Source organism: Mycobacterium shunyiense, assembly GCF_058270035.1.
The window spans coordinates 101774-127199 of record NZ_JBZDPT010000007.1 but is presented as its reverse complement, the minus strand read 5'-3'; the positions used below and the strand labels follow the sequence as shown (position 1 = coordinate 127199).

At 67.7% G+C, this 25426-nt stretch carries 26 protein-coding genes; 17 read left to right on the top strand and 9 right to left on the bottom strand.

Translation table 11 applies throughout. From position 1 onward, the window contains the following. The first annotated feature begins 15 nt into the window (after positions 1-15). The 5 genes from AC4ELS_RS07110 to AC4ELS_RS07090 all read left to right on the top strand — a co-directional run bounded on the left by AC4ELS_RS07110 (position 16) and on the right by AC4ELS_RS07090 (position 4811). Positions 16-984, top strand: a complete 969-nt coding sequence (locus tag AC4ELS_RS07110; protein ID WP_499046539.1) for a TerC family protein — start codon at positions 16-18, stop codon at positions 982-984. A 55-nt stretch (positions 985-1039) separates the two neighbouring features. Beyond that, positions 1040-1459, top strand: coding sequence for a hypothetical protein (locus AC4ELS_RS07105; RefSeq protein ID WP_448445396.1), 420 nt, complete (start codon positions 1040-1042; stop codon positions 1457-1459). A 126-nt stretch (positions 1460-1585) separates the two neighbouring features. Further along, positions 1586-2797 carry a PP2C family protein-serine/threonine phosphatase gene (locus AC4ELS_RS07100; protein WP_499046636.1) on the top strand — a complete coding sequence of 404 codons (1212 nt, stop codon included), beginning with the start codon at positions 1586-1588 and terminating at the stop codon, positions 2795-2797. Then, on the top strand, positions 2794-4371 hold the full coding sequence (locus AC4ELS_RS07095) for a sensor histidine kinase (RefSeq protein WP_498887505.1): 1578 nt from the start codon (positions 2794-2796) through the stop codon (positions 4369-4371). Before AC4ELS_RS07100 ends, AC4ELS_RS07095 begins: the two co-directional genes overlap by 4 nt. Further along, entirely contained in the window at positions 4368-4811 is a 444-nt protein-coding gene (locus AC4ELS_RS07090; RefSeq protein WP_036442566.1) for a response regulator, read from the top strand. Before AC4ELS_RS07095 ends, AC4ELS_RS07090 begins: the two co-directional genes overlap by 4 nt. Here the strand turns inward: AC4ELS_RS07090 and AC4ELS_RS07085 are convergent. The 5 genes from AC4ELS_RS07085 to AC4ELS_RS07065 all read right to left on the bottom strand — a co-directional run bounded on the left by AC4ELS_RS07085 (position 4784) and on the right by AC4ELS_RS07065 (position 8159). Beyond that, positions 4784-5227 (bottom strand): ATP-binding protein, encoded by a 444-nt coding sequence (locus AC4ELS_RS07085; protein WP_064883969.1) that lies wholly within the window; start codon positions 5225-5227, stop codon positions 4784-4786. The two genes, AC4ELS_RS07090 and AC4ELS_RS07085, sit on opposite strands and share 28 nt — an antisense overlap. A gap of 33 nt (positions 5228-5260) precedes the next feature. Beyond that, on the bottom strand, positions 5261-5623 hold the full coding sequence (locus AC4ELS_RS07080) for an STAS domain-containing protein (protein WP_064958147.1): 363 nt from the start codon (positions 5621-5623) through the stop codon (positions 5261-5263). Positions 5624-5707: 84 nt separating this feature from the next. Continuing rightward, the gene (locus AC4ELS_RS07075) at positions 5708-6847 is read right to left on the bottom strand and encodes a serine hydrolase domain-containing protein (RefSeq protein ID WP_448445401.1); all 1140 of its coding nucleotides are present in this window, start codon (positions 6845-6847) and stop codon (positions 5708-5710) included. A 198-nt stretch (positions 6848-7045) separates the two neighbouring features. After that, a complete protein-coding gene (locus AC4ELS_RS07070) occupies positions 7046-7591 on the bottom strand; it encodes a 2-oxo-4-hydroxy-4-carboxy-5-ureidoimidazoline decarboxylase (RefSeq protein ID WP_064884072.1) in 546 nt (181 codons plus the stop codon). Positions 7592-7670: 79 nt separating this feature from the next. Next, a complete protein-coding gene (locus AC4ELS_RS07065; protein ID WP_064883966.1) occupies positions 7671-8159 on the bottom strand; it encodes an inorganic diphosphatase in 489 nt (162 codons plus the stop codon). A gap of 127 nt (positions 8160-8286) precedes the next feature. Between AC4ELS_RS07065 and dacB the strand changes: the two genes are divergently transcribed. The 5 genes from dacB to AC4ELS_RS07040 are packed head-to-tail and all read left to right on the top strand — an operon-like array spanning position 8287 to position 14566. Continuing rightward, the gene (gene dacB, locus AC4ELS_RS07060) at positions 8287-9669 is read left to right on the top strand and encodes a D-alanyl-D-alanine carboxypeptidase/D-alanyl-D-alanine endopeptidase (protein ID WP_064958146.1); all 1383 of its coding nucleotides are present in this window, start codon (positions 8287-8289) and stop codon (positions 9667-9669) included. Next, positions 9657-10733 (top strand): Rv3626c family coenzyme F420 biosynthesis-associated protein, encoded by a 1077-nt coding sequence (locus tag AC4ELS_RS07055; protein WP_499046536.1) that lies wholly within the window; start codon positions 9657-9659, stop codon positions 10731-10733. Before dacB ends, AC4ELS_RS07055 begins: the two co-directional genes overlap by 13 nt. After that, entirely contained in the window at positions 10712-11671 is a 960-nt protein-coding gene (gene tilS, locus AC4ELS_RS07050) for a tRNA lysidine(34) synthetase TilS (protein ID WP_499046533.1), read from the top strand. Before AC4ELS_RS07055 ends, tilS begins: the two co-directional genes overlap by 22 nt. A 45-nt stretch (positions 11672-11716) precedes the next feature. Next, complete coding sequence (gene hpt, locus AC4ELS_RS07045) at positions 11717-12295, top strand: hypoxanthine phosphoribosyltransferase (RefSeq protein ID WP_498887497.1); 579 nt, start codon at positions 11717-11719, stop codon at positions 12293-12295. Between the two features lie 45 nt (positions 12296-12340). Further along, entirely contained in the window at positions 12341-14566 is a 2226-nt protein-coding gene (locus AC4ELS_RS07040; RefSeq protein ID WP_499046530.1) for a molybdopterin oxidoreductase family protein, read from the top strand. A 76-nt stretch (positions 14567-14642) separates the two neighbouring features. Here the strand turns inward: AC4ELS_RS07040 and AC4ELS_RS07035 are convergent, their stop codons facing one another. The 4 genes from AC4ELS_RS07035 to AC4ELS_RS07020 are packed head-to-tail and all read right to left on the bottom strand — an operon-like array spanning position 14643 to position 18503. Continuing rightward, on the bottom strand, positions 14643-15368 hold the full coding sequence (locus tag AC4ELS_RS07035) for an SIMPL domain-containing protein (RefSeq protein ID WP_064883956.1): 726 nt from the start codon (positions 15366-15368) through the stop codon (positions 14643-14645). Positions 15369-15388: 20 nt separating this feature from the next. Continuing rightward, positions 15389-16399 carry a zinc-binding dehydrogenase gene (locus AC4ELS_RS07030; RefSeq protein ID WP_499046527.1) on the bottom strand — a complete coding sequence of 337 codons (1011 nt, stop codon included), beginning with the start codon at positions 16397-16399 and terminating at the stop codon, positions 15389-15391. Next, positions 16399-17583, bottom strand: a complete 1185-nt coding sequence (locus AC4ELS_RS07025; protein WP_499046525.1) for an LLM class flavin-dependent oxidoreductase — start codon at positions 17581-17583, stop codon at positions 16399-16401. The genes AC4ELS_RS07030 and AC4ELS_RS07025 overlap by 1 nt, the downstream gene beginning before the upstream one ends. Continuing rightward, positions 17580-18503 (bottom strand): alpha/beta fold hydrolase, encoded by a 924-nt coding sequence (locus tag AC4ELS_RS07020; RefSeq protein ID WP_499046522.1) that lies wholly within the window; start codon positions 18501-18503, stop codon positions 17580-17582. Before AC4ELS_RS07020 ends, AC4ELS_RS07025 begins: the two co-directional genes overlap by 4 nt. 133 nt (positions 18504-18636) lie before the next feature. Between AC4ELS_RS07020 and ftsH the strand changes: the two genes are divergently transcribed. From ftsH to AC4ELS_RS06985, 7 genes are all read left to right on the top strand, one after another. Beyond that, entirely contained in the window at positions 18637-20961 is a 2325-nt protein-coding gene (gene ftsH / locus AC4ELS_RS07015) for an ATP-dependent zinc metalloprotease FtsH (RefSeq protein WP_448445416.1), read from the top strand. Positions 20962-20980: 19 nt separating this feature from the next. Beyond that, entirely contained in the window at positions 20981-21598 is a 618-nt protein-coding gene (folE, locus tag AC4ELS_RS07010) for a GTP cyclohydrolase I FolE (RefSeq protein ID WP_044520882.1), read from the top strand. A 14-nt stretch (positions 21599-21612) separates the two neighbouring features. Next, positions 21613-22452 carry a dihydropteroate synthase gene (folP, locus tag AC4ELS_RS07005; protein ID WP_448445654.1) on the top strand — a complete coding sequence of 280 codons (840 nt, stop codon included), beginning with the start codon at positions 21613-21615 and terminating at the stop codon, positions 22450-22452. Beyond that, positions 22445-22819 carry a dihydroneopterin aldolase gene (gene folB / locus AC4ELS_RS07000; protein WP_448445418.1) on the top strand — a complete coding sequence of 125 codons (375 nt, stop codon included), beginning with the start codon at positions 22445-22447 and terminating at the stop codon, positions 22817-22819. Before folP ends, folB begins: the two co-directional genes overlap by 8 nt. Continuing rightward, the gene (gene folK, locus AC4ELS_RS06995) at positions 22816-23352 is read left to right on the top strand and encodes a 2-amino-4-hydroxy-6-hydroxymethyldihydropteridine diphosphokinase (protein ID WP_064958137.1); all 537 of its coding nucleotides are present in this window, start codon (positions 22816-22818) and stop codon (positions 23350-23352) included. Before folB ends, folK begins: the two co-directional genes overlap by 4 nt. Then, entirely contained in the window at positions 23352-23828 is a 477-nt protein-coding gene (locus AC4ELS_RS06990) for a DUF3180 domain-containing protein (RefSeq protein ID WP_064883945.1), read from the top strand. Before folK ends, AC4ELS_RS06990 begins: the two co-directional genes overlap by 1 nt. A 78-nt stretch (positions 23829-23906) precedes the next feature. Then, a complete protein-coding gene (locus AC4ELS_RS06985) occupies positions 23907-25415 on the top strand; it encodes a DUF6779 domain-containing protein (protein WP_499046519.1) in 1509 nt (502 codons plus the stop codon). Positions 25416-25426: the final 11 nt, after the last annotated feature.

Here is a 25426-nt window from a genome sequence, read left to right as displayed (position 1 = left end):
ACCGGAGGATTCTCGATGCAGGTAACTCAGCTGGAATGGATCATCACCCTGGCGGTGACGATCGCCGTTCTGCTGTTCGATGTCGTCGTGATCGGGCGACGCCCCCACGAACCCACCACGCGGGAGACCGCGACGTACCTGTCGATCTACATCGGCATGGCGGTGGCGTTCGGTGTGTGGGTCTGGTACTTCCACGGCCACCAGTTCGGGCTGCAGTTCTTCGCCGGGTGGCTCACCGAATACAGCCTGTCGGTCGACAACCTGTTCATCTTCTTGATCATCATGGCCAGCTTCAAGGTGCCGAGGATCTACCAGCAGCAGGCCCTGCTGGTCGGCATCATCCTGGCGCTGATCTTCCGCGGCATCTTCATCGCGCTCGGCGCGGTCGCGATCAACGAGTTCTCCTGGGTGTTCTACATCTTCGGCGCGTTCCTGGTGTACACCGCGATCAACCTGGTCCGGGACACCGACCACGACGACGACGGCGACAACGGGGTGGTGCGGTTCGCCCGCAAGCACCTGCGTACCACGGACCAGTGGGACGGCTTGAAGTTGTGGGTGCACGACAATGGCAAGCGGCTGATGACGCCGATGTTCCTCGTGATCGTCGCTCTGGGCACCACCGATCTGCTGTTCGCGCTGGACTCGATCCCGGCGATCTACGGCCTCACCCAGGAGCCCTACCTGGTGTTCACGGCCAACGTGTTCGCCCTGATGGGACTGCGGCAGCTGTACTTCCTGCTCGGTGACCTGCTCAAGCGGCTCGTCTACCTGTCGCAGGGACTGGCGTTCATCCTGGCCTTCATCGGCGTCAAGCTGGTGCTGCACGCGCTGCACGAGAACGAGCTGCCGTTCATCAACGGCGGCGAGCCGGTGCACGTCCCGGAGATCCCGACGCTGGCCAGCCTCGGTGTGATCATCGTGACGCTGGCCATCACCACCGCCGCCAGTCTGTACAAGACTCGGGTGCGTGACGCGCGGTAGTCCCTTGGATTCCGGCTGAACGTAACTCTGTGCAGGTGCGTTATTTGCACTTAGCGTGGCCGGGGTGCGGATATTCGTGGCGGATGCCGAGGCGTGGACCGAACTGACCGACGGTGGGGCGCCGACGGCGCGGATCTCCGCGCCCGACCTGGCGCAGGCGCGCCGGATCCGGTCCGGTCTCAAGTCGGAGGACGAGGACGTCTCGGTGATCCTCGACGTCACGGTCGCGGTGGCCGGAGAGTTCAGCTCCGCCTACCGCTCGGCGCACAGATGGCACGAGCCGGCCGGTCCCGAGGCGCAGGTGCGCTACATCGGGACAGTTGACGGCCTGGCCGGCCTGATCGCGGACATCGAGGCGGCCGAGGTGGCCGACGGGGTCACCCTGATCGCGGCCGGGTCCGATCAGGATCCGCGGGTGCTGGGCGATGACGTGCTGCGCCGGCTGGAGCTGCGCTCGCAGGCGCGAGCCTCCTGATCTCGAGCCCGCAATCGGTCGACTGCCGGGGAATTGACGCGTACGTCTAGGTATTCTCAACAACGTCGTCACTAAAGCAGAGGTCAGCGCGACCGGGTGGCCTCAGTGAGTGAAGGACGTGATCCCATGCGCGCGGAGCAGACCTACCCCTCAGCCACACTCGCCGGTCCCGCTCCAGGGCGGCGATTGTCGCTGTTGCTGGTCGAGGACGACCGGGGCGATGCGTTGTTGGTCGAAGAGCAGATCGCCGACGTGGCCGGCACCGCCGACATCGACCTGGCTTGGGTGCAGTCCATGTCGGCTGCGGAGCGGTCATTGATCGAGTCCCGCCCCGACTGTGTGCTGCTCGACCTGAACCTTCCCGACGCGGACGGCATCGATGCGCTGCACCGGTTGGGCAAGCTTGATCCGGCGATCCCGATCATCGTGCTCACCGGCCTGAACGACGAACACTTCGGCGTCTCGGCGGTCGCTTCGGGAGCGCAGGACTATCTCGTGAAAGGCCGTGTCGACCCGGAGATGCTGCGGCGGGCCGTCGTGTACTCCATCGAGCGCAAACGCGCCGAGTTGACCGCGGTGGACCTGCACGCGAGCCGACTGCGGGAACGGGAGAACGCGCGCCTGGAGCGTGGCCTGTTGCCGTCGCCACTGCTGTTGGAAGAACCGGGTGTCGAGGTCGTCACGCACTCGCTGCCGAGCCGTCGCGACGCCTTGCTGGGTGGTGATTTCTACGACATCGTCCAAACGCCGGACCGGACGGTGCACGTGATGATGGGCGATGTCGCCGGCCATGGACCGGATGAGGCCGCATTGGGGGTGGCGCTGCGCATCGGTTGGCGTGCACTGACATTCGCGGGCCTCCGGGGAAACGAGCGGATGCGTCAACTGGACCGCGTGCTCACCACCGAGCGTCCAGGTCCGGGGATCTTCGCAACGTTGCTCAGCGTGGCGCTCGATCCCGACAGCGGGGAATACGACGTGGTCCGTGCCGGTCACCCCGGCCTGCTCGCGCATGGTCCCGACGCCGTGCAGTGGATCGAACCGGAGGCGGGTTCGGCGCTGGGTCTCGGCGCAAGGGAGTGGCCCGTCAACCGACTGGCACTGCCAGAACAGCACGGTCTGCTACTGCTCACCGACGGATTGTTCGAGGGACACGCTGGCCCCGGCGGCGCCCGTCTGGGCGAAGAAGGATTGCTCGAGTTGGCCAATTCGCTTGCGGCGCTACCCGGGCGCGACTTCGTCGGTGCACTGGTCGCCGAGGTCGAATCCCGCGCGCGGCCGCACGGCGGTCTCAGCGATGACATCGCGATGATCAGAGTGGAGCGTTCGTCGGTATGAAGCTCACGGTGCAAGGTTGGCAGAACCTGCTGGTGTCGGTGATGTGTGTGATCGTCCTGACCGGTGCGATCGCAGGCATCGCGCTGGTCTCCCGAACCGACGCCGTGTCGCGAGAGCTCATCGACAACATTCAGCCCGCCCGGGTTGCGGCGTATCAACTGCAGGCGGCGCTGCGGGATCAGGAGACGGCTGTGCGTGGATACGCCATTGCCGCGGACCCTCGGTTCCTCGATCCCTACGGCGACGGACAGGGTGCGGAATCGGCTGCGGCAGCGGATATCCGCGGTTACCTGGCCGACCACGACGGCCTGCTGGCCGATCTCGCTTCGATCGAGACTGCGGCGGCGGCCTGGCGGGCCAACTATGCAGAGCCGCTCATCGCCGGCGTCCAGGTGGGTCGGCCCGCGGTTGTCGACCCCCGCACCGCAGATCGCGGCAGGGCTGCATTCGACGGACTGCGCGAACTTTTCGACGTGCAGAACGCCAACCTCAGTCAGGCCAGGCAGGCCAGCGTCGACGAGCTGGACCACGTCCGGACCTGGCGCAACGGCGTGGTGATAGCGATGATCGCGGCGTTCTTCACCATGGCGGTGTTGTTGACGGTGCTGGTGCGCAGTGCGGTCACGCGACCGCTTGCGGCGCTGGCAGCCTCGTGTCGGCGGATCACCGAGGGCAACTTCGCGCAACGCATCGTCCCGCAGGGCCCCAAGGACATTCGGGCGATCGCCGTCGATGTCGAGGACATGCGGCAGCGGGTCGTCGAAGAACTCGACGCGTCGCAGTCCGCCAAGGATGCCCTCGATCAGCAGGCAGATGAACTGCGCCGGTCCAATGCCGAACTGGAGCAGTTCGCGTACGTGGCATCGCATGATCTCCAGGAGCCGTTGCGCAAGGTTGCCTCGTTCTGTCAGCTGCTGGAGAAGCGCTACGGCGACAAACTGGACGAGCGGGGGGCCGAGTACATCGGCTTCGCCGTCGACGGGGCCAAGCGCATGCAGGTACTGATCAACGATCTGCTGACGTTCTCGCGGGTGGGCCGGCTCAACGCCACTCATGCCGAGGTGAACCTCGACGACGCACTCGACAGCGCGCTGAAGAACCTGGCCACCTCCGTCGGGGAGTCGGGTGCCGAGATCGAGCGACCGGACGAGCCGTTACCGCAGATAGACGGTGATCCCACACTCATGACCATGCTGTGGCAGAACCTGATCGGAAACGCGGTGAAGTTCCGTTGCGAGGGGGTGGTGCCCCGGATCGTCATCGACTGTCGGCCGGGTACCGGTGAACTGGCCGAGAACTGGGTATTCAGTGTTTCGGACAATGGAATCGGCATCGGCGAGGAGTTCGTGGACAAGGTGTTCGTCATATTCCAACGCCTGCACGGACGTGATGCCTTCAGCGGCACCGGTATCGGGCTCGCGTTGTGCAAGAAGATCGTCGAGCACCACGGCGGATCCATCTGGATCGACACGTCGTACTCGCCCGGAACCCGGTTCATGTTCACCCTGCCCGTCACGCCCACGACCGTGCCCGACGTCGTGCCGGAAGCCCAGTTGGAAGGAAGTCCCAAGTGACCTCATCCGTCAACCGAGCCATTGACATCCTGTTGGTCGAAGACGATCCCGGTGACGAGCTCATCACCCGGGAAGCCTTCGAGCACAACAAGATCAAGAACAACCTGCACGTTGCCCGCGACGGCGAGGAAGGCCTGGACTTTCTGTATCGGCGCGGCGCCTTCGAAGGTGCGCCGCGCCCGGATCTGATCCTGCTCGACCTGAACCTGCCGAAGTACGACGGCAGACAGTTGTTGGAGAAGATCAAGTCGGACGTCGAACTCTGCCACATCCCGATCGTGGTGCTGACCACGTCGTCAGCCGAGGAGGACATCCTCCGCAGCTACAAGCTGCACGCCAACGCCTACGTCACCAAGCCCGTCGACCTGGACCAGTTCATGAGTGCGGTCCGTCAGATCGACGAGTTCTTCGTTCAGGTGGTGCGGCTTCCGCAGTTCTGATCGATCTGATCCCACTGAAGGCGGACTTCGGTGCCTTCGTGGTTCGTGTCGATGACGGCTCGATCTGTGAGCGCGCGCATCAACGGGATACCGCGACCGCGGGCCGGGTTCTTGTGGTCTGTCTCGGCGATCCGCCACACGCCCTCATCGGCGACGGTGACGGTGAGTACCGCCTTGTCCCCGTCGTAATCGGCCCGCACGTGCATCAACCCGGGCGCCGAGGCATCGACATACGCGAATTCCGCGGCGTTGGCCAGCGCCTCGTTCACGGCCAGGACCACATCGCTGGCCTTGGTGGGATCGAGCATGAGATGCGTGCTCAGCCAACTGGAGAACTCGCGGCGTATCAGCGCCGCATCTTCCGGTGCGGCCCTGACATCCTTCGTGAACTGAGCTGACTGGCCTGCTTCTGTCATGTCGACCTGCTGGCTACCCCGTTGTGGCCGGTGTTATGTCTTCAATGCGGCCAGTGCCTCGTCGAGCGTCGCATACAGATCGACGACCTCGGCGATTCCGACCAGTTTGAGCGGCCGGCTGGTGGCCGGTCCGTCGGCGACGACCGAGAACCGCGCGGTGTCGCCCAGCTGTTCCCGGGCGGCCACCAGCACGCCCATCCCGGCCGATGCCAGGAATTCCACGGCGCTCATGTCGACAACGATGGCCGAGGGTGAGCTCTTGGCGGCAGAGGTGATCGCCTCTTCGAGTTTGGGTGCGGTGAGCATGTCGACAGTTCCGGCCACTGCCACCACAGTCACCTCACCGACGCGGCTCTCCTCCACCGAGCAGCCTGCCGGGTCCGGTTGGCTGGTCATCTGGTCACCTCCGACGTATCTCTTGCATCCATGGCGACGGCATCCAAGGAGGCGTCGCCAAATACTAACGGTGTAGTCGGACCTTCATGCCAGGGCCTCGTAGAACAGGGTGAGATAGCGCGCGGTACGGGGCGATCCTTCGACGCCCGCACCCATCCTGTTCATCACATAGGCGAACGTGGCGCGGTGATCGGGATTGCAGGTCTCCCACGAACCGCCCCAGCCGCCCCAGAAGCAGATCTTGCCGTCCGGGACATAGGGCACGGTCTGTGTCTGCGGCAGGCCGAAGCCGAGGCCCCAGCGCAGCGGGTGGCCGAGCAGCACCAGGTCGGGGCTCTCGAGTTGCAGCTCGAAGATCGACTCGACCGTCTCGGGCCGGAGCAGCTTGACCCCCTCGACCGTGCCGCCCAGCGAGATCGCCGACAGGATCCGGGCCAGCGACCGGGCGTTGCCGTGTCCGTTACCCGCGCCGATGTCGGCGGCGCGCCAGTCCGCGGTGTTCGCGATCTCCGGTGACGGCGTACCCGCGAACGTCTTGAGCGCGATCTCCGATATCTGGTCGAGCGGAATATCGAGGGGTTCGTCTGCCGCGATGATGTCAGCGACGCGGTGATGGTCTTCGGGACGCGCGCCGATCTGGAAGTCGGCGCCCAACGGTGCCGCGATCTCGTCACGGACGAACTCTTTGAGCGACTTACCGGTCACCCGGCGCAGCACCTCGCCGATCAGGTGGCCGTGGGTCAGCGCGTGGTATCCCGACGCGGTGCCCGGCTCCCACCACGGTGCCTGCGCGGCCAGCGCGGCCGTGGACTTCTCCCAGTCATAGCTGTCCTCGATCGCGAACGGCTGGTCCCATCCGGCCAAACCTGAGCTGTGGGTCAGCAGGTGACGAAACTCGATGTCCTGCTTGCCGTTTGCGGCGAATTCCGGCCAGTACTCGGCCACCGGTGTGTCGGCGGTGATCAGCCCACGGTCGATCAGCATGAGCCCGGACAGTGCGGTCACCGTCTTGGTGGACGAGAAGACGTTGACGATGGTGTCGGACTCCCACGTGCGGGTCCGGGCGGCGTCGGCGTACCCGCCCCACATGTCGACGACGAGTTCACCGTCGATGTCGATCGCGATGGCCGCCCCGGTCTCCTCTCCACTGGCCAGCCCGTCTGCCAACGCATCGCGGATCGAAGAGAAGCGGGCATCGCAGTGGCCGTGTACGAGGTCGTCCATCGCGACATCATCGCCGGACCAAGCCCATCACGGGCGCGATTCACCGAACGGGCGTGACCAGCTGCCCTGACCCCAGAAACCGGTCCAGATTGGTGATCTCGGCGGCGTGTTCGGCCAGAAATGCCTGTCGCTGGTCCCCGTCGGGCAGGGCATGGCTGTCCTCGGTCGGTGCAGGCCTGGCAGTGAAATCGACCCGGTTTACCAGTTGTAGTAGCCGCCCTCGGGACCGAGCATGCGTTCCAGCCGGGCCCGGTTGATGCGGGCCAACTCGTTGCGGACCACCTTGCGTTCGGTGTCGCGGTCATGGTGCAGCCGGTCGATGATCGCGGCCATGGCCCGGTGCGCGCAGCCGGCGCCCGATGTCGCGGCCGGGGCCGCTCCGTCTTCGACGAACATCACGAAGCCGAACCCGAACCGCTCGGCGTAGTGCTGGACCTCGGCGTTGAGCTGTGTCATCACCGCGGGATCGTCGTCCCACACCGAGCACTGTTCGCACACCGACTTCGGGCTGCGGGGACGCCGCCCGATGTGTGGATAGGCCTGCAGTACCCGGTCGATGGAATCCTCGCCGAGACTGAACAGCAGAGCATCGGCCTGCCGGAACAGTGCGGCATGGTCGGCGAACGGACGCCCACCGGCAAGATCGGTCGCCAGCACCACGCTGTAACAGCACTCGTACACGGCGTGCACTGCACGGCGCGTCGGCAACGCGTTGTACGCCTCAAGTCCCAGGCCCTGATGCATCAACACCTGGTCAAGCATGAGCGGCGCAGAGCACAGGGGGGTTACCCCGTGTTACAGCGAGGCTAAATCAGTGGGCTGCTCAGTGACCTTCGGTCTTGAACCGCTCGACCGAACGCTGCAACTCGGCCTCGGCCTCTTCGCGGCCCACCCAGTCGGCGGTCTTGACGAACTTGCCCGGCTCCAGGTCCTTGTAGTGCACGAAGAAGTGCTTGATCGCGTCGAGTTCGAACTGCGGCACGTCGCCGAGGTCCTGGATGTGGTCCCAGCGCGGGTCTCCGGCAGGCACACACAGCAACTTGTCGTCGCCGCCGGCCTCGTCGGTCATCTTGAACATCGCGACCGGGCGGGCCTCGACGGTGCAGCCGGGGAACACCGACTCGGGCAGCAGCACCAGCGCATCCAGCGGATCGCCGTCCTCGCCGAGGGTGTCTTCGAAGAACCCGTAGTCGGCGGGGTAGCCGAATGCGGTGTAGAGGTAGCGGTCGAGCTTGACCCGGCCGGTCTCGTGGTCAACCTCGTACTTGTTGCGCGAACCCTTCGGGATCTCGATGACGACGTCGAACTTCACCGTCGTGGCTCCTTCGCATCTGCGGTCAGTCTTGGGTCGTCGGGCGACGACGCGGGTCAACCCTAATCGAGCGATAGTCTGGCCTAAACGGGTGGCTCGTCCCCACCACCGGCAGAGCAGGAGAAATATGCGGCCCACTCGGTGGCGGCAGTCCACCCATGTGGCGGTTGGCGTCGTGGTCTTGATGCTGGTCGCCGGTGTCGTCGCGCTTGCTGCCGTGCTCACTGGGCACCGTTCCAGTGATGCCGCGGCGGCCACACCTGCACCTCCGCCTGCGACTGCGAGCCCGGGGATCGTCCCGGTGGACATGTCGGCGCCGAGCCCGACCGTGAGCGGCCTGGCCGCCGCGCTGGCCCCGGCTCTGGCCAATCCCGATCTCGGTCTGGTGACCGGCCGGATCACCGACGCCGAGACCGGCGCCGAACTGTGGGAGCAGAATTCCGGGGTGCCGATGCAGCCGGCGTCGGTCAACAAGGTGCTGACCACAGCCGCAGCGCTGCTCACTCTGGACCGCAACGCCCGGTTGGCCACGACGGTACTGGCCGTCGACTCGCAACCCGGTCTGGTGGTGCTCAAGGGCGGCGGGGACACCACGCTCTCGGCGGCGCCGGACGACACCGATACCTGGTACAAGGGCGCGGCCCGCATCAGCGACCTCGCCGAGCAGGTGCGCGGCAGCGGGATCACGGTCACCGCGGTGCGGGTGGACACCAGCGACTACAGCGGCCCGACGATGGCACCGGGCTGGGATCCCGCCGACATCGAGGGCGGTGACATCGCACCGATGGAGCCGGTGATGCTCGACGGCGGACGCATCCAGCCGACGACGGTGGAATCCAGGCGTTCGACCACACCGGCACTCGACGCGGGCCGGGCCCTGGCCACCGCCCTGCGGGTGGACCCCGCGACGGTGACGGTGCTGCCCGCAGAGGTCTCGGGTGGCAGGCAGATCGCCGCGGTGCAGTCCGCGCCACTGATCGAGCGCCTGCGCCAGATGATGAACGAGTCCGACAACGTGATGGCCGAGTCGATCGCCCGCGAGGTCGCCGCACAACTGCACCGGCCGCAGAGTTTCGACGGTGGTGTCGACGCGGTGACGAGCCAACTCGAAGGCGTTGGCATCGACATGTCGGCCGCCAAGCTGGTCGATTCCAGCGGCCTGTCGACCGATGACCGGCTGACCGCCCGGATCCTCGACGAGGTGGTCAACCTCGCGGCGGGCAACACCGAACCGGCCATGCGGCCGCTGGTAGATCTGCTGCCCATCGCCGGGGGCAGCGGCACGCTGTCCAACCGCTACCTCGACACCGCTTCCGGCCGTGACGCCGCGGGCTGGCTGCGAGCCAAGACCGGATCGCTGACCGGGACCAACGCGCTGGCCGGCATCGTCACCGACGACAACGGCCGGGTGCTGACGTTCGCGCTGATCTCCAACAACGCCGGGCCCACCGGACGCACCGCGATCGACGAGCTGGCTGCCGTGCTGCGGTCGTGCGGATGTGGCACGTGAGCGACCGGGTCGCCGTGACCGCGGGCCGCGCGGTCGACTGGGACTTCGCCGCGACAGTCGGGGCGAAGCTGGCCCGGCCGGCCCCGGCAGCCACGGACTACACCCGCAACCAGGTGATCGAGCAGCTCTCGGAGAGTTCGAAGGCCGCCGAGCTGCCGGTGCGCGAGGTGACGGGTCTGATCGAGGGCGCGGAGGTGCCCGAGGCCCGGGTGGTGGACCGTCCCGAGTGGATCCGGGCGGCCACCCGTTCGATGCGGGTGATGACCACCGGGATCCAACCGGGCGACGAAACTGACGAGCACAAGCCGGGATTCATCACCGGGCGGGTGACCGGGGCGCAGACCGGTGCGGTGCTGGCATTCATCTCCTCGGGCATCCTGGGCCAGTACGACCCGTTCGGCCCCGACGGCGGCGAGCTGTTGCTGGTGTATCCGAACGTCATCGCGGTGGAACGTCAGTTACGGGTCACCCCAGCCGATTTCCGGTTGTGGGTGTGCCTGCACGAGGTCACCCACCGGGTCCAGTTCCGCGCCAACCCTTGGCTGGCCGACCACATGTCACAGGCCCTGGCGGTGCTGACCCAGGATGCCGGCGAGGACGTCACCGAGATGGTGGGACGGCTCGCGGAGTTTGTCCGGAACCAGCGCAATGGTCAAGCGCCGGACCCGAATTCGACCGGTGTGCTGGGCCTCATGCGTGCCGTGCAGGCCGAGCCTCAGCGCCGGGCACTGGATCAGCTGCTGGTGCTGGGCACGCTGCTGGAGGGGCACGCCGATCACGTGATGGATGCCGTCGGCCCGGCGGTGGTGCCCACGGTCTCGACGATCCGGCGTCGCTTCGACGAACGCAGGCAGCGTAAGCAGCCGCCGCTGCAGCGTCTCGTGCGCGCGCTTTTGGGCTTTGACGCCAAGATCAGCCAGTACACGCGGGGTAAGGCCTTCGTCGACCATGTGGTCACGACGGTCGGGATGGCCCGGTTCAACACGATCTGGTCGAACCCCGACACCCTGCCGCTGCCCGACGAGATCGACGAACCGCAGCGATGGATCGATCGGGTGCTGTAGCCGCACTGCGGCGGGCGGTGGCCGCCGCCGGCGAGCGGATCGACGGCGCGAGCTGGTGTGTGGCACTGTCCGGAGGCTCGGATTCCCTGGCGCTGACCGCGGTGGCCGCGGAGTTGCGGCCCACCACTGCGCTGATCGTCGACCACCGGTTGCAAGCCGGATCTGATGCTGTCGCCGACACCGCCCGCCGACAGGCGCTGAAACTGGGTTGTGTTGGGGCGCAGGTGCTCTCGGTCGACGTCGGCCGTGTCGGCGGCCCGGAGGCCGCTGCCCGTCAGGCGCGCTATGCGGCCCTGGAAACGGCGCGGGACAGCGCACCGGTACTCCTTGGGCACACGCTCGACGATCAGGCCGAGACGGTGCTGCTCGGGCTCGGCCGCGGGTCGGGAGCGCGCTCGATCGCCGGCATGCGCCCGCACGACCCGCCGTGGCACCGGCCGCTGCTGGGGGTGCGGCGGGAACTGACCCGTACGGCGTGCGACGAACTCGGCGTCACCCCGTGGCAAGACCCGCACAATGCCGACCGGCGGTTCACCCGGGTGCGGTTGCGGCACGAGGCGCTGCCGCTGCTGGAGGACGTGCTCGGCGGTGGAGTGGCCGAAGCCCTGGCCCGCACCGCCACGGCGCTGCGGGAAGACACCGAGACGCTCGACGCGCTGGCCGGCGACGCGCTGGCGGCGACACGAACGGAGGCAGGCGGTCTGGACACGGCCCGGTTGTCGGCGTTGCCCGACGCGCTCCGGCGCCGGGTGATCCGGGCCTGGTTGCTGGCCGGTGGCGCGTGTGATCTGACCGACACCCAGATCCGCGCGGTGGACCGACTGGTGGCGGCCTGGCGTGGGCAGGGCGGGGTGGCCGTCGGTTCCGGGCTGCGCAAACAGCGGTTGTTCGCGGCGCGGCGGGCCGGCGTGCTGGTGATGCACACCGAACCCGTCTAGCGATCCGCGTTGGAATGCGGCCCCTTCACGTGGCACGCTGTTGCAGTGGCTGTCGACTCTGCCGAGCTGTATGCGGGAGACATCAAATCGGTGCTGTTGTCCGAGGAGCAGATCCGGACGCGCACCGTCGAACTCGCCGAGATGATCGCCGAGCAATACCGCGACAATTTGGGCAACGACGACCTGCTGTTGGTCACGGTGCTCAAGGGCGCGGTCATGTTCGTCACCGATCTGGCCCGGACCATCCCGCTGCCGACGCAGCTGGAGTTCATGGCGGTCAGCTCGTACGGATCGTCGACCTCGTCCTCCGGCGTCGTCCGGATCCTCAAGGATCTCGACCGTGACATCAACGACCGCGACGTGCTGATCGTCGAGGACATCATCGACTCAGGTCTGACCCTGTCCTGGTTGCTCCGCAACCTCGCGACCCGTCACCCGCGCTCGCTGCGGGTGTGCACGCTGCTGCGCAAGCCCGAGGCCGTCAAGACCGAACTCGACGTCGCCTACGTCGGCTTCGACATCCCCAACGAGTTCGTCGTCGGCTACGGTCTGGACTTCGCCGAGCGCTACCGCGACCTGCCCTACATCGGCACTCTCGAACCGAAGGTGTACGAAGCGCACTAAGCCGGAGGCTTACAAAAGGCCGGGCTGCAGCGCAGAATTCGGTGCATGGCTGATACCTGCACGGCGCTTCGGATCTGCCCCTTCTGCGAGGCCACCTGTGGCCTCACGCTCACGATCTCCGACGGCCGCGTGACCGGTGCCCGCGGTGACCGCGACGACGTGTTCAGCGCGGGATTCATCTGCCCGAAAGGCGCCAGCTTCGGCGAACTCGACAACGACCCGGACCGGTTGACTCACCCGCTGGTCCGCCGTGACGGCGTCCTGACCGAGGCCACCTGGGACGAGGCCTACGCCGTCATCACCGAGCGCCTCGGCGCCGTGATCGCCGAGCACGGCGGCACCTCGGTCGGGGTTTACCTGGGCAATCCGAACGCGCATACCGTCGCCGGCAGCCTGTACGCGCCGCTGATCATCAAGGGCCTCGGCACCCGGCAGGTGTTCAGCGCCAGCACGCTGGATCAGATGCCCAAGCACGTCGCACTCGGTCTGATGTTCGGCAGCCCGGTCGCGTTCACCGTGCCCGATCTCGACCGCACGGACTACCTCGTGATCATCGGCGCGAATCCGATGGTGTCCAACGGCAGCCTGGCCACCGCGGCCGATTTCCCCGGCAAGCTGCGGGCCCTGCGCAAGCGCGGCGGCAAGCTCGTCGTCATCGACCCCGCCCGCACCCAGACGGCCAAACTCGCCGACCGGCATCTCGCCCCGCGGCCCGGCACCGATGCGGCGCTGCTGTTCGCGGTCGCGCACGTGCTGTTCGAGGAGGATCTCGTCGATCTCGGTCGACTCGCCGAGCACGTCACCGGCATCGAGGAGGTCCGCGCGCTGGCCGACGAGTTCTCGCCCGAGGCCGTGGAGACAGCCTGCGGTGTGGGCGCCGAGGAGATCCGGGATCTGGCCCGGGAACTCGCGGCGGCGCCGACCGCGGCCGTCTACGGCCGGATCGGCACGTCGACGGTCGAGTTCGGGACCATCGGCAGCTGGCTCGTCGACGTCATCAACATCCTCACCGGCAACCTCGACCGCCCCGGCGGCGCGATGTTCGCGCTCGGGGCCGCCGCCCCCGCGCCGCGGCCACCGAAACCGGGCCGCGGTTTCCGGACCGGGCGGTGGGCCAGTCGGGTCTCGGGCTATCCCGAGGCGCTCTCCGAACTGCCCGCCGCCGCACTCGCCGAGGAGATCGACACCGCGGGCGAGGGCCAGATCAAGGCGATGATCACCATCGCAGGCAACCCGGTGCTGTCCGCGCCGGACGGCGACCGCCTCGACAAGGCCCTCGACAGCGTCGACTTCATGCTGAGCGTCGACCCCTACCTCAACGAGACCACGCGCCATGCCGACGTGATCCTGCCGCCGCCTCCGCCGTCGCAGAGCGCCCACTTCGACGTCGCGCTGAACAATCTCGCGGTACGCAACAACGTGCGGTACTCATCGCCGGCACTGCCGCTCGACGGACGGCCGGACGAGCCCGAGATCTTGTCTCGGCTCGCCCTCATCCTCTACGGCATCGGCGCCGACGGTGATCCCGCCCTCGTCGACGCCCAGGTGATCGCGACGACCCTGGCGAAAGAGGTCGCCAACCCCGATTCGCCCGTGGCGGGGCGCGATGTCGCCGAGCTCACCGCCATGCTGTACGAGGGGCCCGGCTACGAACGGCGCCTGGACATGATGCTGCGGATCGGGCCATACGGCGACGCCTTCGGCGCCAAGCCCGACGGGCTCACCATGGAGCGGTTGAAGGCCAACCCACACGGCATCGACCTGGGGCCGCTGCGACCGCGGATTTCCGAGATCCTCCGAACCCCAAGTGGGCGGATCGAACTCGCGCCCGAACCGATCGTCACCGACGTGGCCCGCCTGCGCGACGCCCTCGCCCGCTCCGCCGGCGGTTTCCTGCTGATCGGCCGACGCCACCTGCGGTCCAACAACAGCTGGATGCACAACCTCCCGGCGCTGTCGGGTGGCTCCAACCGGTGCACGCTGCAGATCCACCCCGACGACGCGGCCGATCTGGGGCTCACCGACATCGCCGTGATCAAGGGCCCTGGCGGTGAGCTGCTGGCCCCGATCGAGGTGGACGACGGCATGCGGCGCGGCGTGGTCTCGCTACCGCACGGCTGGGGCCACGACCGCAGTGGCACCGGGCAGCGGCTCGCGGCCAGTCATCCCGGGGCCAACGTCAATCAGCTCAACGACGGCACCCATCTCGATCCGCTGTCGGGCACTGCGGTGCTCAACGGGATTCCGGTCGACATCGCGCCGGCGGGCTGAGCTCCTTTGCGCCGAAACGGCATTCCAGCAGGCTCCTACTCGCACTTTCGCTGCTGGAATGCCGTTTCGGCGGGAACTAGGTCAGCTCCCAGATCACCGTCACCGAGAAGTTCACCGTCTGCTGACCGGGTTCCAGCGGAACCGCTTCCATCGCCGCGCGCGGCATCGGAGTGGGCGTGGGCGGGGTGGAGCCGCCGGACTGCTCGGATATCGAGATCACCTTGCCGAGGTGCATTCCGGACAACCCGGCGTACTGATCGGCGCGGTTCTTGGCGTCGTCGAATGCCCGGGCGCGGGCGTCGCGCACGAGATCCGAGTCGTCCTCGATCGAGTAGTCGACCGAGTTGATGCGGGTGGCGTCGCCGCCGGTGCCGGCGATCAAAGCCAAGGTCTGCGAAGCCTTGGCGGTGTCGCGGATCTTGACCTTGATCGCATTGCTGGCCTGGTAACCCGAGATCTTGCTGTCGGTGAACTGCGGCTGCACGCTGACCTGAGTGGTGCTGATGTCCTTGCGGTCGATGCCCGATCCGACCAGCGCGTCGATCACGGCCTGCTGGCGTTGGCTGGACTGGTTGAGCGCGCCCGACACGTCCGGGGCGGTGAACTCCATCGCCACGTCGGCCGTCAGGGTGTCCGGAACGCCCTGCACCTGACCGGATCCGACGACGGTCACCTGCCTGGCGCCGTCCGGCGCGCCCCCGGCGGGGCCTGAGGTCGTATCGCACGCGCTGGCGCTGACGGCGATCAATCCCGCCGCGGCAACGCCGAGGACCCGTAATTTCGCATTCCCGGCGATCGGCATGACCGAACCCTACCGGGACATCACGGCGTCACCAGGACTTTGCAGTGCCGCTCCGGCGAGGCGAGTTCGTCGAATGCGGTTGCGACGCCGTCGAGGCCGACGGTCCCGGTGATCATCGGTGCGACGTCGATCTCGCCCTCGGCGATGGCGCGCAGCGAGTTCGCGAACTCGGCCGGGTCGTAGCCGAACACGAACTGGATGTTGATCTGTTTGGTGATCGCGTAGAAGGGGTGCACGGTGTCGGGCTGCATGCAGACCCCGGCCACCACCAACCGGACGCCCGCGGGTGCGCGACGCAGCACGTCGTCGATGATTCCGGGGGCGCCGACCGCCTCGAACACCACTGCGGGCCGGCACTGATGAAACGGTGAATCCGCGGCCGGATCCAGCGTGGTGTGGGCGCCCATGGTGGCGGCGAGTTCGCGCCGGCCGGGGGAGAAGTCAGACGCCACAATGGTTTCCACGCCCCGGAGTTTCAAGGCGGCGATGATCGCGATGCCGACGGGGCCGCAGCCGACGACGAGTGCCGCCTCGCCCGGTTCGATGCGTGACGCGTTGACCGCATGCAGGCCGACCGCCATCGGTTCGGTGAGCGCGGCGTGCGCGGCGCTCAGACCGTTGGGCACTGGCAGCAGCAGAGGCGCCGACAGCAGCATCTTCTCGGCATAGCCGCCGACGGTGGTGTTGCTGTACACGATCGGTGAGATCCCGGCAGCAGAGATCAGCACCGGCACCGAGGTCACCAGCGTCCCGCTGGCAGGGGCGTCGGCTCCCGGGCCCGCGTCGAGGATCTCGGCACTGAACTCGTGGCCCATGTAGACATCGCCGGCCAGGTCGATGTCCATGTCGGGCATCCCCTCCAGGTCGGCGCTCGCAGCCAGCATGTCGGCGCCGTGGGTGGCGAAATGCAGGTCGGATCCGCAGATCCCGCAGGCCTTCACCTCGACCAGTACCTGCCCCGGGCCGGGCACCGGATCGGGTACGTCGTCGCGGACGATCATCCGCCCGTCACGCAGGACCGCGGCGCGCATCAGTTCTTCTCCTCGTTGCTTTCGGAAGTGTGTTCGGTGATCGCGTTGACGATCGCCTGCCCGGCGCGGCCCAGCAGTTGATCCCGCATGCCCTTGGCCCAGTCATGCGACGCCCGTGCCGCCGTGAGTTGGCCTTTGAAGTGCGGGATCACCTCGCGGGCGAACAGTTCGTAGGAGTGGAACGTCGCCGCCGGCGGTGCCCAGTCGTGGCCGAGGAGCAAGAGGGTGCCGAACCCGCCGGAACGGTCCAGCAGGTCCTGGATGTAGGCGATCGCGTCGGCCGTGGTGCCGATGCAGCAATTGCCGCCTGCCGCATAGTTTTCCACGAACTCGTATGGGGAGCGCGTTCCCTCGACTTTCTCGGACAGCGGCACGAAACCGGCTGCGCCGAAGTAGTTGGCGAAATCCTGCAGGCCGTATGTGCAGTCCTCGATGGCCTGCTCGCGGGTATTGGCGAGATGGATGATGCCGAGCACCCGCCAGTCGGCCCGGTCCGGCTCGGGCCGACCAGATTTGGCGGCCTGATCGCGCACCGTGTCCCAGGTGGTCTCGATGGCCGCGTAGCCGCCGGGTACCGACATCGACAAGGACAGCAGTGACGTGCCCAAGGCGCCGGCCAGTCGTGGTCCGGACGGGGAAACCATTGCCGCGGTGGAGATCTCGGGATACGGCCAGGTGTAGGGACGGATGTGCAGCGCGGCGTCCCGCAGGGTGAACCAGTCGGTCTTGCGGTCGATCCGCTCGTCGGGCGCGGCGCGGAACAACGCCAGGATCGCCTCCAGGGATTCCTGCATCATCGGCCGCTGATCCACCGGGTCGATGCCCATCATGTAGGCATCCGACGGCAGCGCACCCGGTCCGGTTCCGAACATCACCCGGCCGCGGGTGAGGTGGTCGAGCAACACCCAACGGTCGGCCACCATGAGCGGGTGGTGATACGGCAGTGAGACCACGCCGGTGCCCAGGCGGATGTGCTTGGTCCGCTCGGCCGCGGCGGCGATGAACACCTCGGGGCAGGCGATGAGTTCGTAACCGCCGGAATGATGTTCGCCGAACCAGGCCTCGTCATAGCCGAGCCGGTCCAGCGCCTCGACCCGGTCCATGTCGTATTGCAGTGCGGTGGTGGGGGATTGGCCGACTGGGTGAAACGGCGTGATGAAGACGCCGAAGTTCAGCGGGCTCACTTGAGACCTCCCAGGAAATCGAGCAGTATCTCGTTCACCTCGTCGCTCCGTTCCTGCTGCAGCCAGTGCCCGGCACCGTCGATCAACACCTCGCGATAGTCGCCGGTCACCACGTCCCGCACGCGGTCGCGCGGGGTGAAGCTCAACACCGGATCGGCGGTGCCGGCCAGGAACAGGGTCGGCACGGTGATGGTCGACGCGGGCGTGGTCTCGGTCAGCTCCCAGTTCCGGTCGAAGTTGCGGTACCAGTTCAGTGGCCCGGTGAAGCCGGTCTCGGTGTAGGCCTGCACGTAATGCTCGAACTCGTCCGGACTTATCCAGTCCGGCAGCGGGGGCAGGGGCTGGTCGGCCAGGGTTTCGAGCGGTTCGCCGATACCTTGCATCGCCAGCGAGCGACGCAGTGAGTGCCGCGGGTCGGCACCGAGCTGCTCGTCCGCCACCCCGGGCTCCTGGAAGTGCAGGATGTAGAAGTAGTTGTCGCCGACGATCTTGCGCCAGATCTGCGTCGGCGGAGCCGGAGCCCGCGGGACCGGGGGCACACTCAGTGCGGCCACCGCGGTGACCCGGTCCGGGAAGAACAACGGAAAATTGGTGGCGACGGGCGAGCCCCAGTCATGGCCGATCAGCACTGCCTGCTCGGCGCCGACATCATCCAGCAACCCCGCGATGTCGGCGGTCAGCTCGGTGATGTTGTAGGCGTCGATCTCGTCGGGCCGGGACGAGCCACCGTAACCGCGCTGGTCGGGGGCCAGAACGTGATAGCCGGCCGCCGCCAGCACCGGGATCTGATGGCGCCACGAATAGGCCAGTTCGGGAAATCCGTGGGCCAGCACCACCACCGGATTTCCGCGTTCACCCGCCTCGGTCACCTTCAACGTCACGCCATTGGTATCGACTAACCGCTCGGTCGGTGTGAGCACGATCTCACCCAAGCACAGTGGTCCGCCGTCGGCTAGATACCGTCGGGAACTGCCGGACGTTGGTCTAGCGGTAGCCTTGAATGTCTCAACTGCGCACGTTGGAAGGACCGGGCCGAACTCGGCTGAGTGATCGATGAACCGCAAAAATGTGATCCGTACGCTGACCGTGATCGCGGTCGTGCTGTTGCTGGGCTGGTCGTTTTTCTATTTCAGCGACGACACCCGTGGCTACAAACCCGTCGACACCTCGGTGGCGGTGGCCCAGATCGGTGCCGACAACGTCAAGAACGCCCAGATCGACGATCGCGAGCAACAGCTGCGGCTCGACCTGAAGAGCGGCAAAGAAGAGACCGAGAACAGCGACAAGGTCATCACGAAGTACCCGACCGGCTATGCGGTGAAGCTCGTCGACCAACTCGATGCCAAGAACGTCAAGTTCGGCACCACCGTCAACCAGGGCAGCTTCCTCGGCTCGATGCTGATCTACATGCTGCCGCTGCTGTTGCTGGTCGGCCTGTTCGTGATGTTCTCCCGGATGCAGGGCGGCGGCGGCCGGATGGGCTTCGGCTTCGGCAAGTCGAAGGCCAAGCAACTCGGCAAGGACATGCCCAAGACCACGTTCGCCGACGTCGCCGGTGTCGACGAAGCGGTCGAAGAGCTCTACGAGATCAAAGACTTCCTGCAGAACCCGTCTCGCTATCAGGCGCTGGGCGCCAAGATCCCCAAGGGCGTGCTGCTCTACGGTCCGCCCGGAACCGGTAAGACCCTGCTGGCCCGCGCCGTCGCCGGCGAGGCCGGGGTGCCGTTCTTCACGATCTCCGGTTCGGACTTCGTCGAGATGTTCGTCGGCGTCGGCGCCTCCCGCGTCCGCGACATGTTCGAGCAGGCCAAGGCCAACAGCCCGTGCATCATCTTCGTCGACGAGATCGACGCCGTCGGCCGCCAGCGCGGCGCAGGCATGGGCGGCGGCCACGACGAGCGTGAGCAGACGCTGAACCAGTTGCTGGTCGAGATGGACGGCTTCGGCGACCGCCAGGGCGTCATCCTGATCGCGGCCACCAACCGGCCCGACATCCTGGACCCGGCCCTGCTGCGCCCGGGCCGGTTCGACCGCCAGATCCCGGTGTCCAACCCCGACCTGGCCGGCCGTCGCGCGGTGCTCAAGGTGCACTCGGCGGGCAAGCCGATCGCCCCCGACGCCGACCTGGACGGGCTGGCCAAGCGGACCGTCGGCATGTCCGGCGCGGATCTGGCCAACGTGATCAACGAGTCCGCGCTGCTGACCGCCCGCGAGAACGGCACCGTCATCACCAGTGCGGCGCTGGAAGAAGCCGTGGACCGCGTCGTGGGCGGCCCGCGCCGCAAGGGCCGCATCATCAGCGAGCAGGAAAAGAAGATCACGGCCTACCACGAGGGCGGGCACACCCTGGCCGCGTGGGCGATGCCCGACATCGAGCCGATCTACAAGGTCACCATCCTGGCCCGCGGACGCACCGGCGGCCACGCCGTCGCGGTGCCCGAGGACGACAAGGGTCTGATGACCCGCTCGGAGATGATCGCCCGCCTGGTGTTCGCCATGGGTGGTCGCGCCGCCGAGGAACTCGTCTTCCGCGAGCCCACCACGGGTGCGGTGTCGGATATCGAGCAGGCCACCAAGATCGCCCGCGCGATGGTCACCGAGTACGGCATGAGCTCCAAGCTGGGCGCGGTGCGCTACGGCACCGAGCACGGAGACCCGTTCCTGGGCCGCACCATGGGCACCCAGGCTGACTTCGGTCACGAGGTGGCCCGCGACATCGACGACGAGGTGCGCAAGCTCATCGAGGCCGCGCACACCGAGGCGTGGGAGATCCTCACCGAGTACCGCGACGTGCTCGACACGTTGGCCGGCGAACTCCTGGAGAAGGAGACACTGCACCGCGCCGAGCTCGAGGCCATCTTCGGCGACGTGAAGAAGCGCCCCCGGCTGACCATGTTCGACGACTTCGGTGGCCGGGTGCCGTCGGACAAGCCGCCGATCAAGACCCCGGGTGAGATCGCCATCGAGCGCGGCGAGCCGTGGCCACCACCGGTGCCCGAGCCTGCGTTCAAGGCGGCCATCGCCGCCACCCGTGAGGCCGAGCGGGCCAAGGAGACCAACGGCGCCGGGGCCAACGGTGCCCCGCCGAACGGCGCGAACCAGAACGGTTCCACGCAACCCGATTACGGTGCACCAGCCGGCTGGCACGCCCCTGGCTGGCCGCCCCCGCCGTCGCAGCCTGGATACCAGCCGCCGCAGCAACAACAGCAACAGCCGGGCTACTGGTACCCGCCGCCGCATCCGTCGGGATGGCAGCAGCCCCATCCGTACCCGTATCAGCCTTATCCTCATCCCGGCCAGCCTGCTCCCAACGAGGAGGCGGGTCAGGATGGCGGTCATGAGCGGGCCGACCGGTCCAACCCGCCGGCCCACGGCTGATCCGAGAACGGAGGCTTCGATGTCGCAGTCGTTGCGCGAGCATCACAACAACACCGATACGGCGACGCGGGTGTTCGATCAACCGCGCGCCGAGGCGGCTGTACGTGAGCTGCTGATCGCCATCGGTGAGGACCCGGATCGTCAGGGTCTGCTGGATACCCCGGCCCGCGTGGCGCGTGCGTACAAAGAGCTGATGGCCGGGCTTTACACCGACCCGGACGCGGTGCTCAACACCACCTTCGACGAGGAGCACGACGAGCTCGTGCTGGTCAAGCAGATCCCGCTGTACTCCACGTGTGAGCATCACCTGGTGTCGTTCCACGGGGTGGCACACGTCGGGTACATCCCCGGGGTGGACGGCCGGGTGACCGGACTGTCGAAGATCGCGCGTCTGGTCGACCTGTACTCCAAGCGTCCGCAGGTGCAGGAGCGCCTGACCGCTCAGATCGCCGATGCGCTGATGCGCAAGCTCGATCCGCGCGGAGCCATCGTGGTGATCGAGGCCGAGCACCTCTGCATGGCCATGCGCGGGGTGCGCAAGCCGGGCGCGGTCACCACCACGTCGGCGGTACGGGGACAGTTCAAGACCGACAAGGCTTCTCGGGCCGAGGCGCTGGAACTGATCCTTCGGAAGTGAACCCACCCGAGCCGATGGACCTTCGCGGGCAGCGCGTGCAGGTCATGGGGGTGGTGAATGTCACCGACGATTCTTTCTCCGACGGTGGCAGGTTCATCGACCGCGACCGCGCGGTCGAACACGGACTGGCGCTGGCCGCGGCCGGGGCGGCGATCATCGACGTAGGTGGGGAATCGACCCGGCCCGGTGCGGTGCGCATCGACCCTGCGGTGGAGGCGTCCAGGGTGGCCCCCGTGATCGAAGCGCTTGCCTCCCAAGGCATCACGGTCAGCATCGACACCATGCACGCCGATGTGGCGAGGGTGGCGCTGGAACACGGCGCGCACATCGTGAACGACGTGTCCGGCGGCCTGGCCGACCCGAACATGGCGCCACTGCTCGCCGAGGCGAAGGTGCCGTGGATCCTGATGCACTGGCGTTCGGTCGGTGCCGAGCAGCCGCACCGTGCTCCGGCCTACGGAGATGTGGTGGCCGAGGTTCGGGCCGAACTGCTGTCCGCGGTCGACGCCGCGGTCGCGGCGGGCGTTGCCCCGGAGCGGTTGATCATCGACCCTGGGCTGGGATTCGCCAAGACCGCGCAGCACAATTGGGCCCTGTTGCATGCCTTGCCCGAATTCATCGCGACCGGGATCCCCGTCTTGGTCGGTGCGTCACGCAAACGCTTCCTCGGCGCCCTACTGTCCGGACCGGACGGAACCCTGCGGCCACCGGACGGTAGGGAGACCGCCACCGCGGCGATCTCGTTGCTGGCGGCCCAGCACGGAGCCTGGGGTGTTCGGGTGCACGATGTGGTGGCTTCCGTCGACGCGCTCGCCGTACTGGAAGCCTGGGAATCTGGAGGTCAGGTTGGCTGATCGGATTGAGTTGCGCGGCTTACGGGTTCGCGGCAACCACGGTGTGTTCGACCATGAACGCCGCGACGGTCAGGAGTTCGTCGTCGACATCACGGCATGGGTGGACCTGCGCCGGGCGGCGGCCACCGACGATCTCGCCGACACGCTCGATTACGGCGCGCTGGCCCAGCTGGCCGCCGACATCGTCGCGGGCCCGCCGCGGAACCTGATCGAGACGGTCTCGGCCGAGATCGCCGACGCCGTCATGGCCGACGAGCGTCTGCACGCGGTCGAGGTTGTCGTGCACAAGCCGAGTGCCCCGATTCCGCTGACCTTCGACGATGTGGCGGTGGTGGCCCGCCGGTCGCGCCGTGGGGCTACCCAATGACATCCACCGTCCTTTCGATCGGGTCGAACATCGGCGACCGGCTGGCCCGATTGCAGTCAGTGGTCGACGGACTGGGGAACGCCGTTCGCGCCGTGTCGCCGGTGTTCGAGACCGACGCCTGGGGCGGAGTCGAACAGAGTCCCTTCCTGAATGCGGTACTGCTCGCCGATGACCCGGGCCTCGATTGCCACGACTGGCTGCGGCGCGGCCAGCGGCTCGAGGACGAGGCCGACCGGGTCCGGGAACAGAAGTGGGGTCCGCGCACCCTCGACGTGGACCTGGTCACCTGCCATGACGGTGACGTGGAGGTGCTGTCCCGCGACGAGGACCTGACGTTGCCGCACCCGCTGGCTCACCTGCGCGCCTTTGTCCTGATCCCGTGGCTGGCGGTGGATCCGGATGCCACGTTGACCGTCGTCGGCCGGTCCCGGCGGGTCGCACACCTGCTCGAGGAGATCGACCCCGCCGAACGCGCCGGGGTCAGGCCCACCGATCTGGCGCTGGACTTTCACACCGAACCGGCGGCCGACTGATGGGTCCGACCCGCAAGCGCGACCTGGCCGGCGCGGTGGCGGTCGTCGCCATCGTCGGTTACGTGCTGGTCGGAGTGCTCTACCGGTGGTTCCCGCCGCTCACGATCTGGACCGGGCTCTCCCTACTGGCGGTCGCTATCGCCGAGGCGGGCTGGGCGTTCTATGTGCGGGCCAGGATCAACGACGGACAGATCGGGGTCGGGGCGGGCCGGTTGCACCCGCTCACCGTCGCCCGGTCCGTTGTCATCGCCAAGGCCTCGGCCTGGGTCGGTGCCATCGTGGCGGGCTGGTGGATCGGGGTGCTGGTGTACCTGTTGCCGCGGCGCGGCGATCTGAGGGTGGCCGGCGAGGACACTCCCGGCGCGGTGGTGGCCGCGGTCAGTGCCGTGGCGCTGATCGTCGCGGCGGTGTGGCTGCAGCATTGCTGCAAGTCCCCGGAGGAACCGCCGGACAACGGCGATACCGCCACCGAGTGAACGATTTCGGCCAGGTAGTTGGCCGAATCGCCGCAGCGGTCCCCGGGCTAGATGACCCCTGACGGGTACAGTCGGCGCATGACCGTTCTGCCCCGCGGCGGCCGGCCACGGCGCGGCGGCCGAAGGCCAGGCTGGCTGCTCTTAACGGTATTGCTGGTGCTCGCCATTCTGGCCAGTTCCGCATTGGTGTTCACCGATCGCGTCGAGTTGCTGAAGCTCGCCGTCATCCTGGCCCTGTGGGCTGCCGTCGTGGCGGCCTTCGTCTCCGTCATCTACCGGCGCCAGAGTGACCTGGACCAGGCCAAGGCCCGTGATCTGAAGTTCGTCTACGACCTGCAGCTGGACCGCGAGATCTCGGCGCGGCGCGAGTACGAGCTGACCGTCGAGACCCAGTTGCGCCGGGAGCTGGCCTCCGAGCTGCGTGCCCAGGCCGCCGACGAAGTGGCCGCACTGCGCTCCGAGCTGGCCGCACTGCGGGCGAACCTCGAGATCCTGTTCGACACCGAGCTGGTGGACCGGCCGGCCATCGAGACCGACAAGAGCGCGGTGCGGACCGCGGGCCGGGTCACCGCCAGTCGCCTGGACATACCGGCGGTCGAGGTCACCGACATTCGCATGTCGCGCACGCAGGAAAGCCCGATCATCGATGTCCCGGCCGAACCGCATCCACCGGAGAGCGACTGGGGGACCTCGGGCGGGGTGCATCGGCTGCCGTCGCGGCCGACGCCTGCCGGTGAACCTGCCCGCCGTCGCCGGCGTCAGCCGGAACCGGCTCGTCAGCAAGAAACCCCGCGTCAGCCGGAACCCCCGCGACAGCCGGAACCCCCGCGACAGGAACCTCAGCCTCAGCCGCGGCCAGAACCGCAACCGGTGTCCCGACCGGAACCCCAACCCCAACCCCAAGGGCGGCCGGAGCCCCAGCCGCGGCCGGAGCCGAAACCTCAGCCGGCCGCCCGCAGGCTGCCTGAGCCACCTTCGACCTGGGCGCCGCCTCCACCTCCGCCGACGATGCCGCCGATGCAGCCGTCACCCACCATCGAAGCGCCGGAACCCGAGCCCCCGAGCACGCCGGAACCGGCTGCCGAACCTGCCGCCACGGGCTGGCAACCGGCACCCGCCGAGGGGCAGTGGATTCCCGCGGGCGCGCCGGGCAGCAACTGGGCTGCGCCGGTGGCACAGAACGGCGCCGCACCTGAGTACGTCGGCCGGCGTCGCGCCCCCGAATCGAGCCCGGTGTCGGCTCCCGCTCCCACGGCCGAACCAGCGCAGGCCCCCGAACCGGCCCCCGAACCCGAACCGGCTCCGGCGCCCGCGATGTCGCCGGGCCAGGCCCCCGAACCGCCTCGGGGCCGTCATTCAGCCGGAGTCGATCCCGGTCGACCCGCGGCGGCTCAGCCGTCGCCGGCCTTGGCCACCGAGTCCTCGCAACCACCCGAGCCGCCGCGTCGGGCGTCGCGGCACCGCAGCGACGACGAGCCTGAGCCGCCGAACGGGCATCATGCCGACGGGCAGTCGGTGAACGACCTGCTGGCACGGTTTCAGGCAGGTCGCCCCGAAGGCGGGCGTCGCAGGCGCCGCGAGGAGTGAGCTAGTCTCGT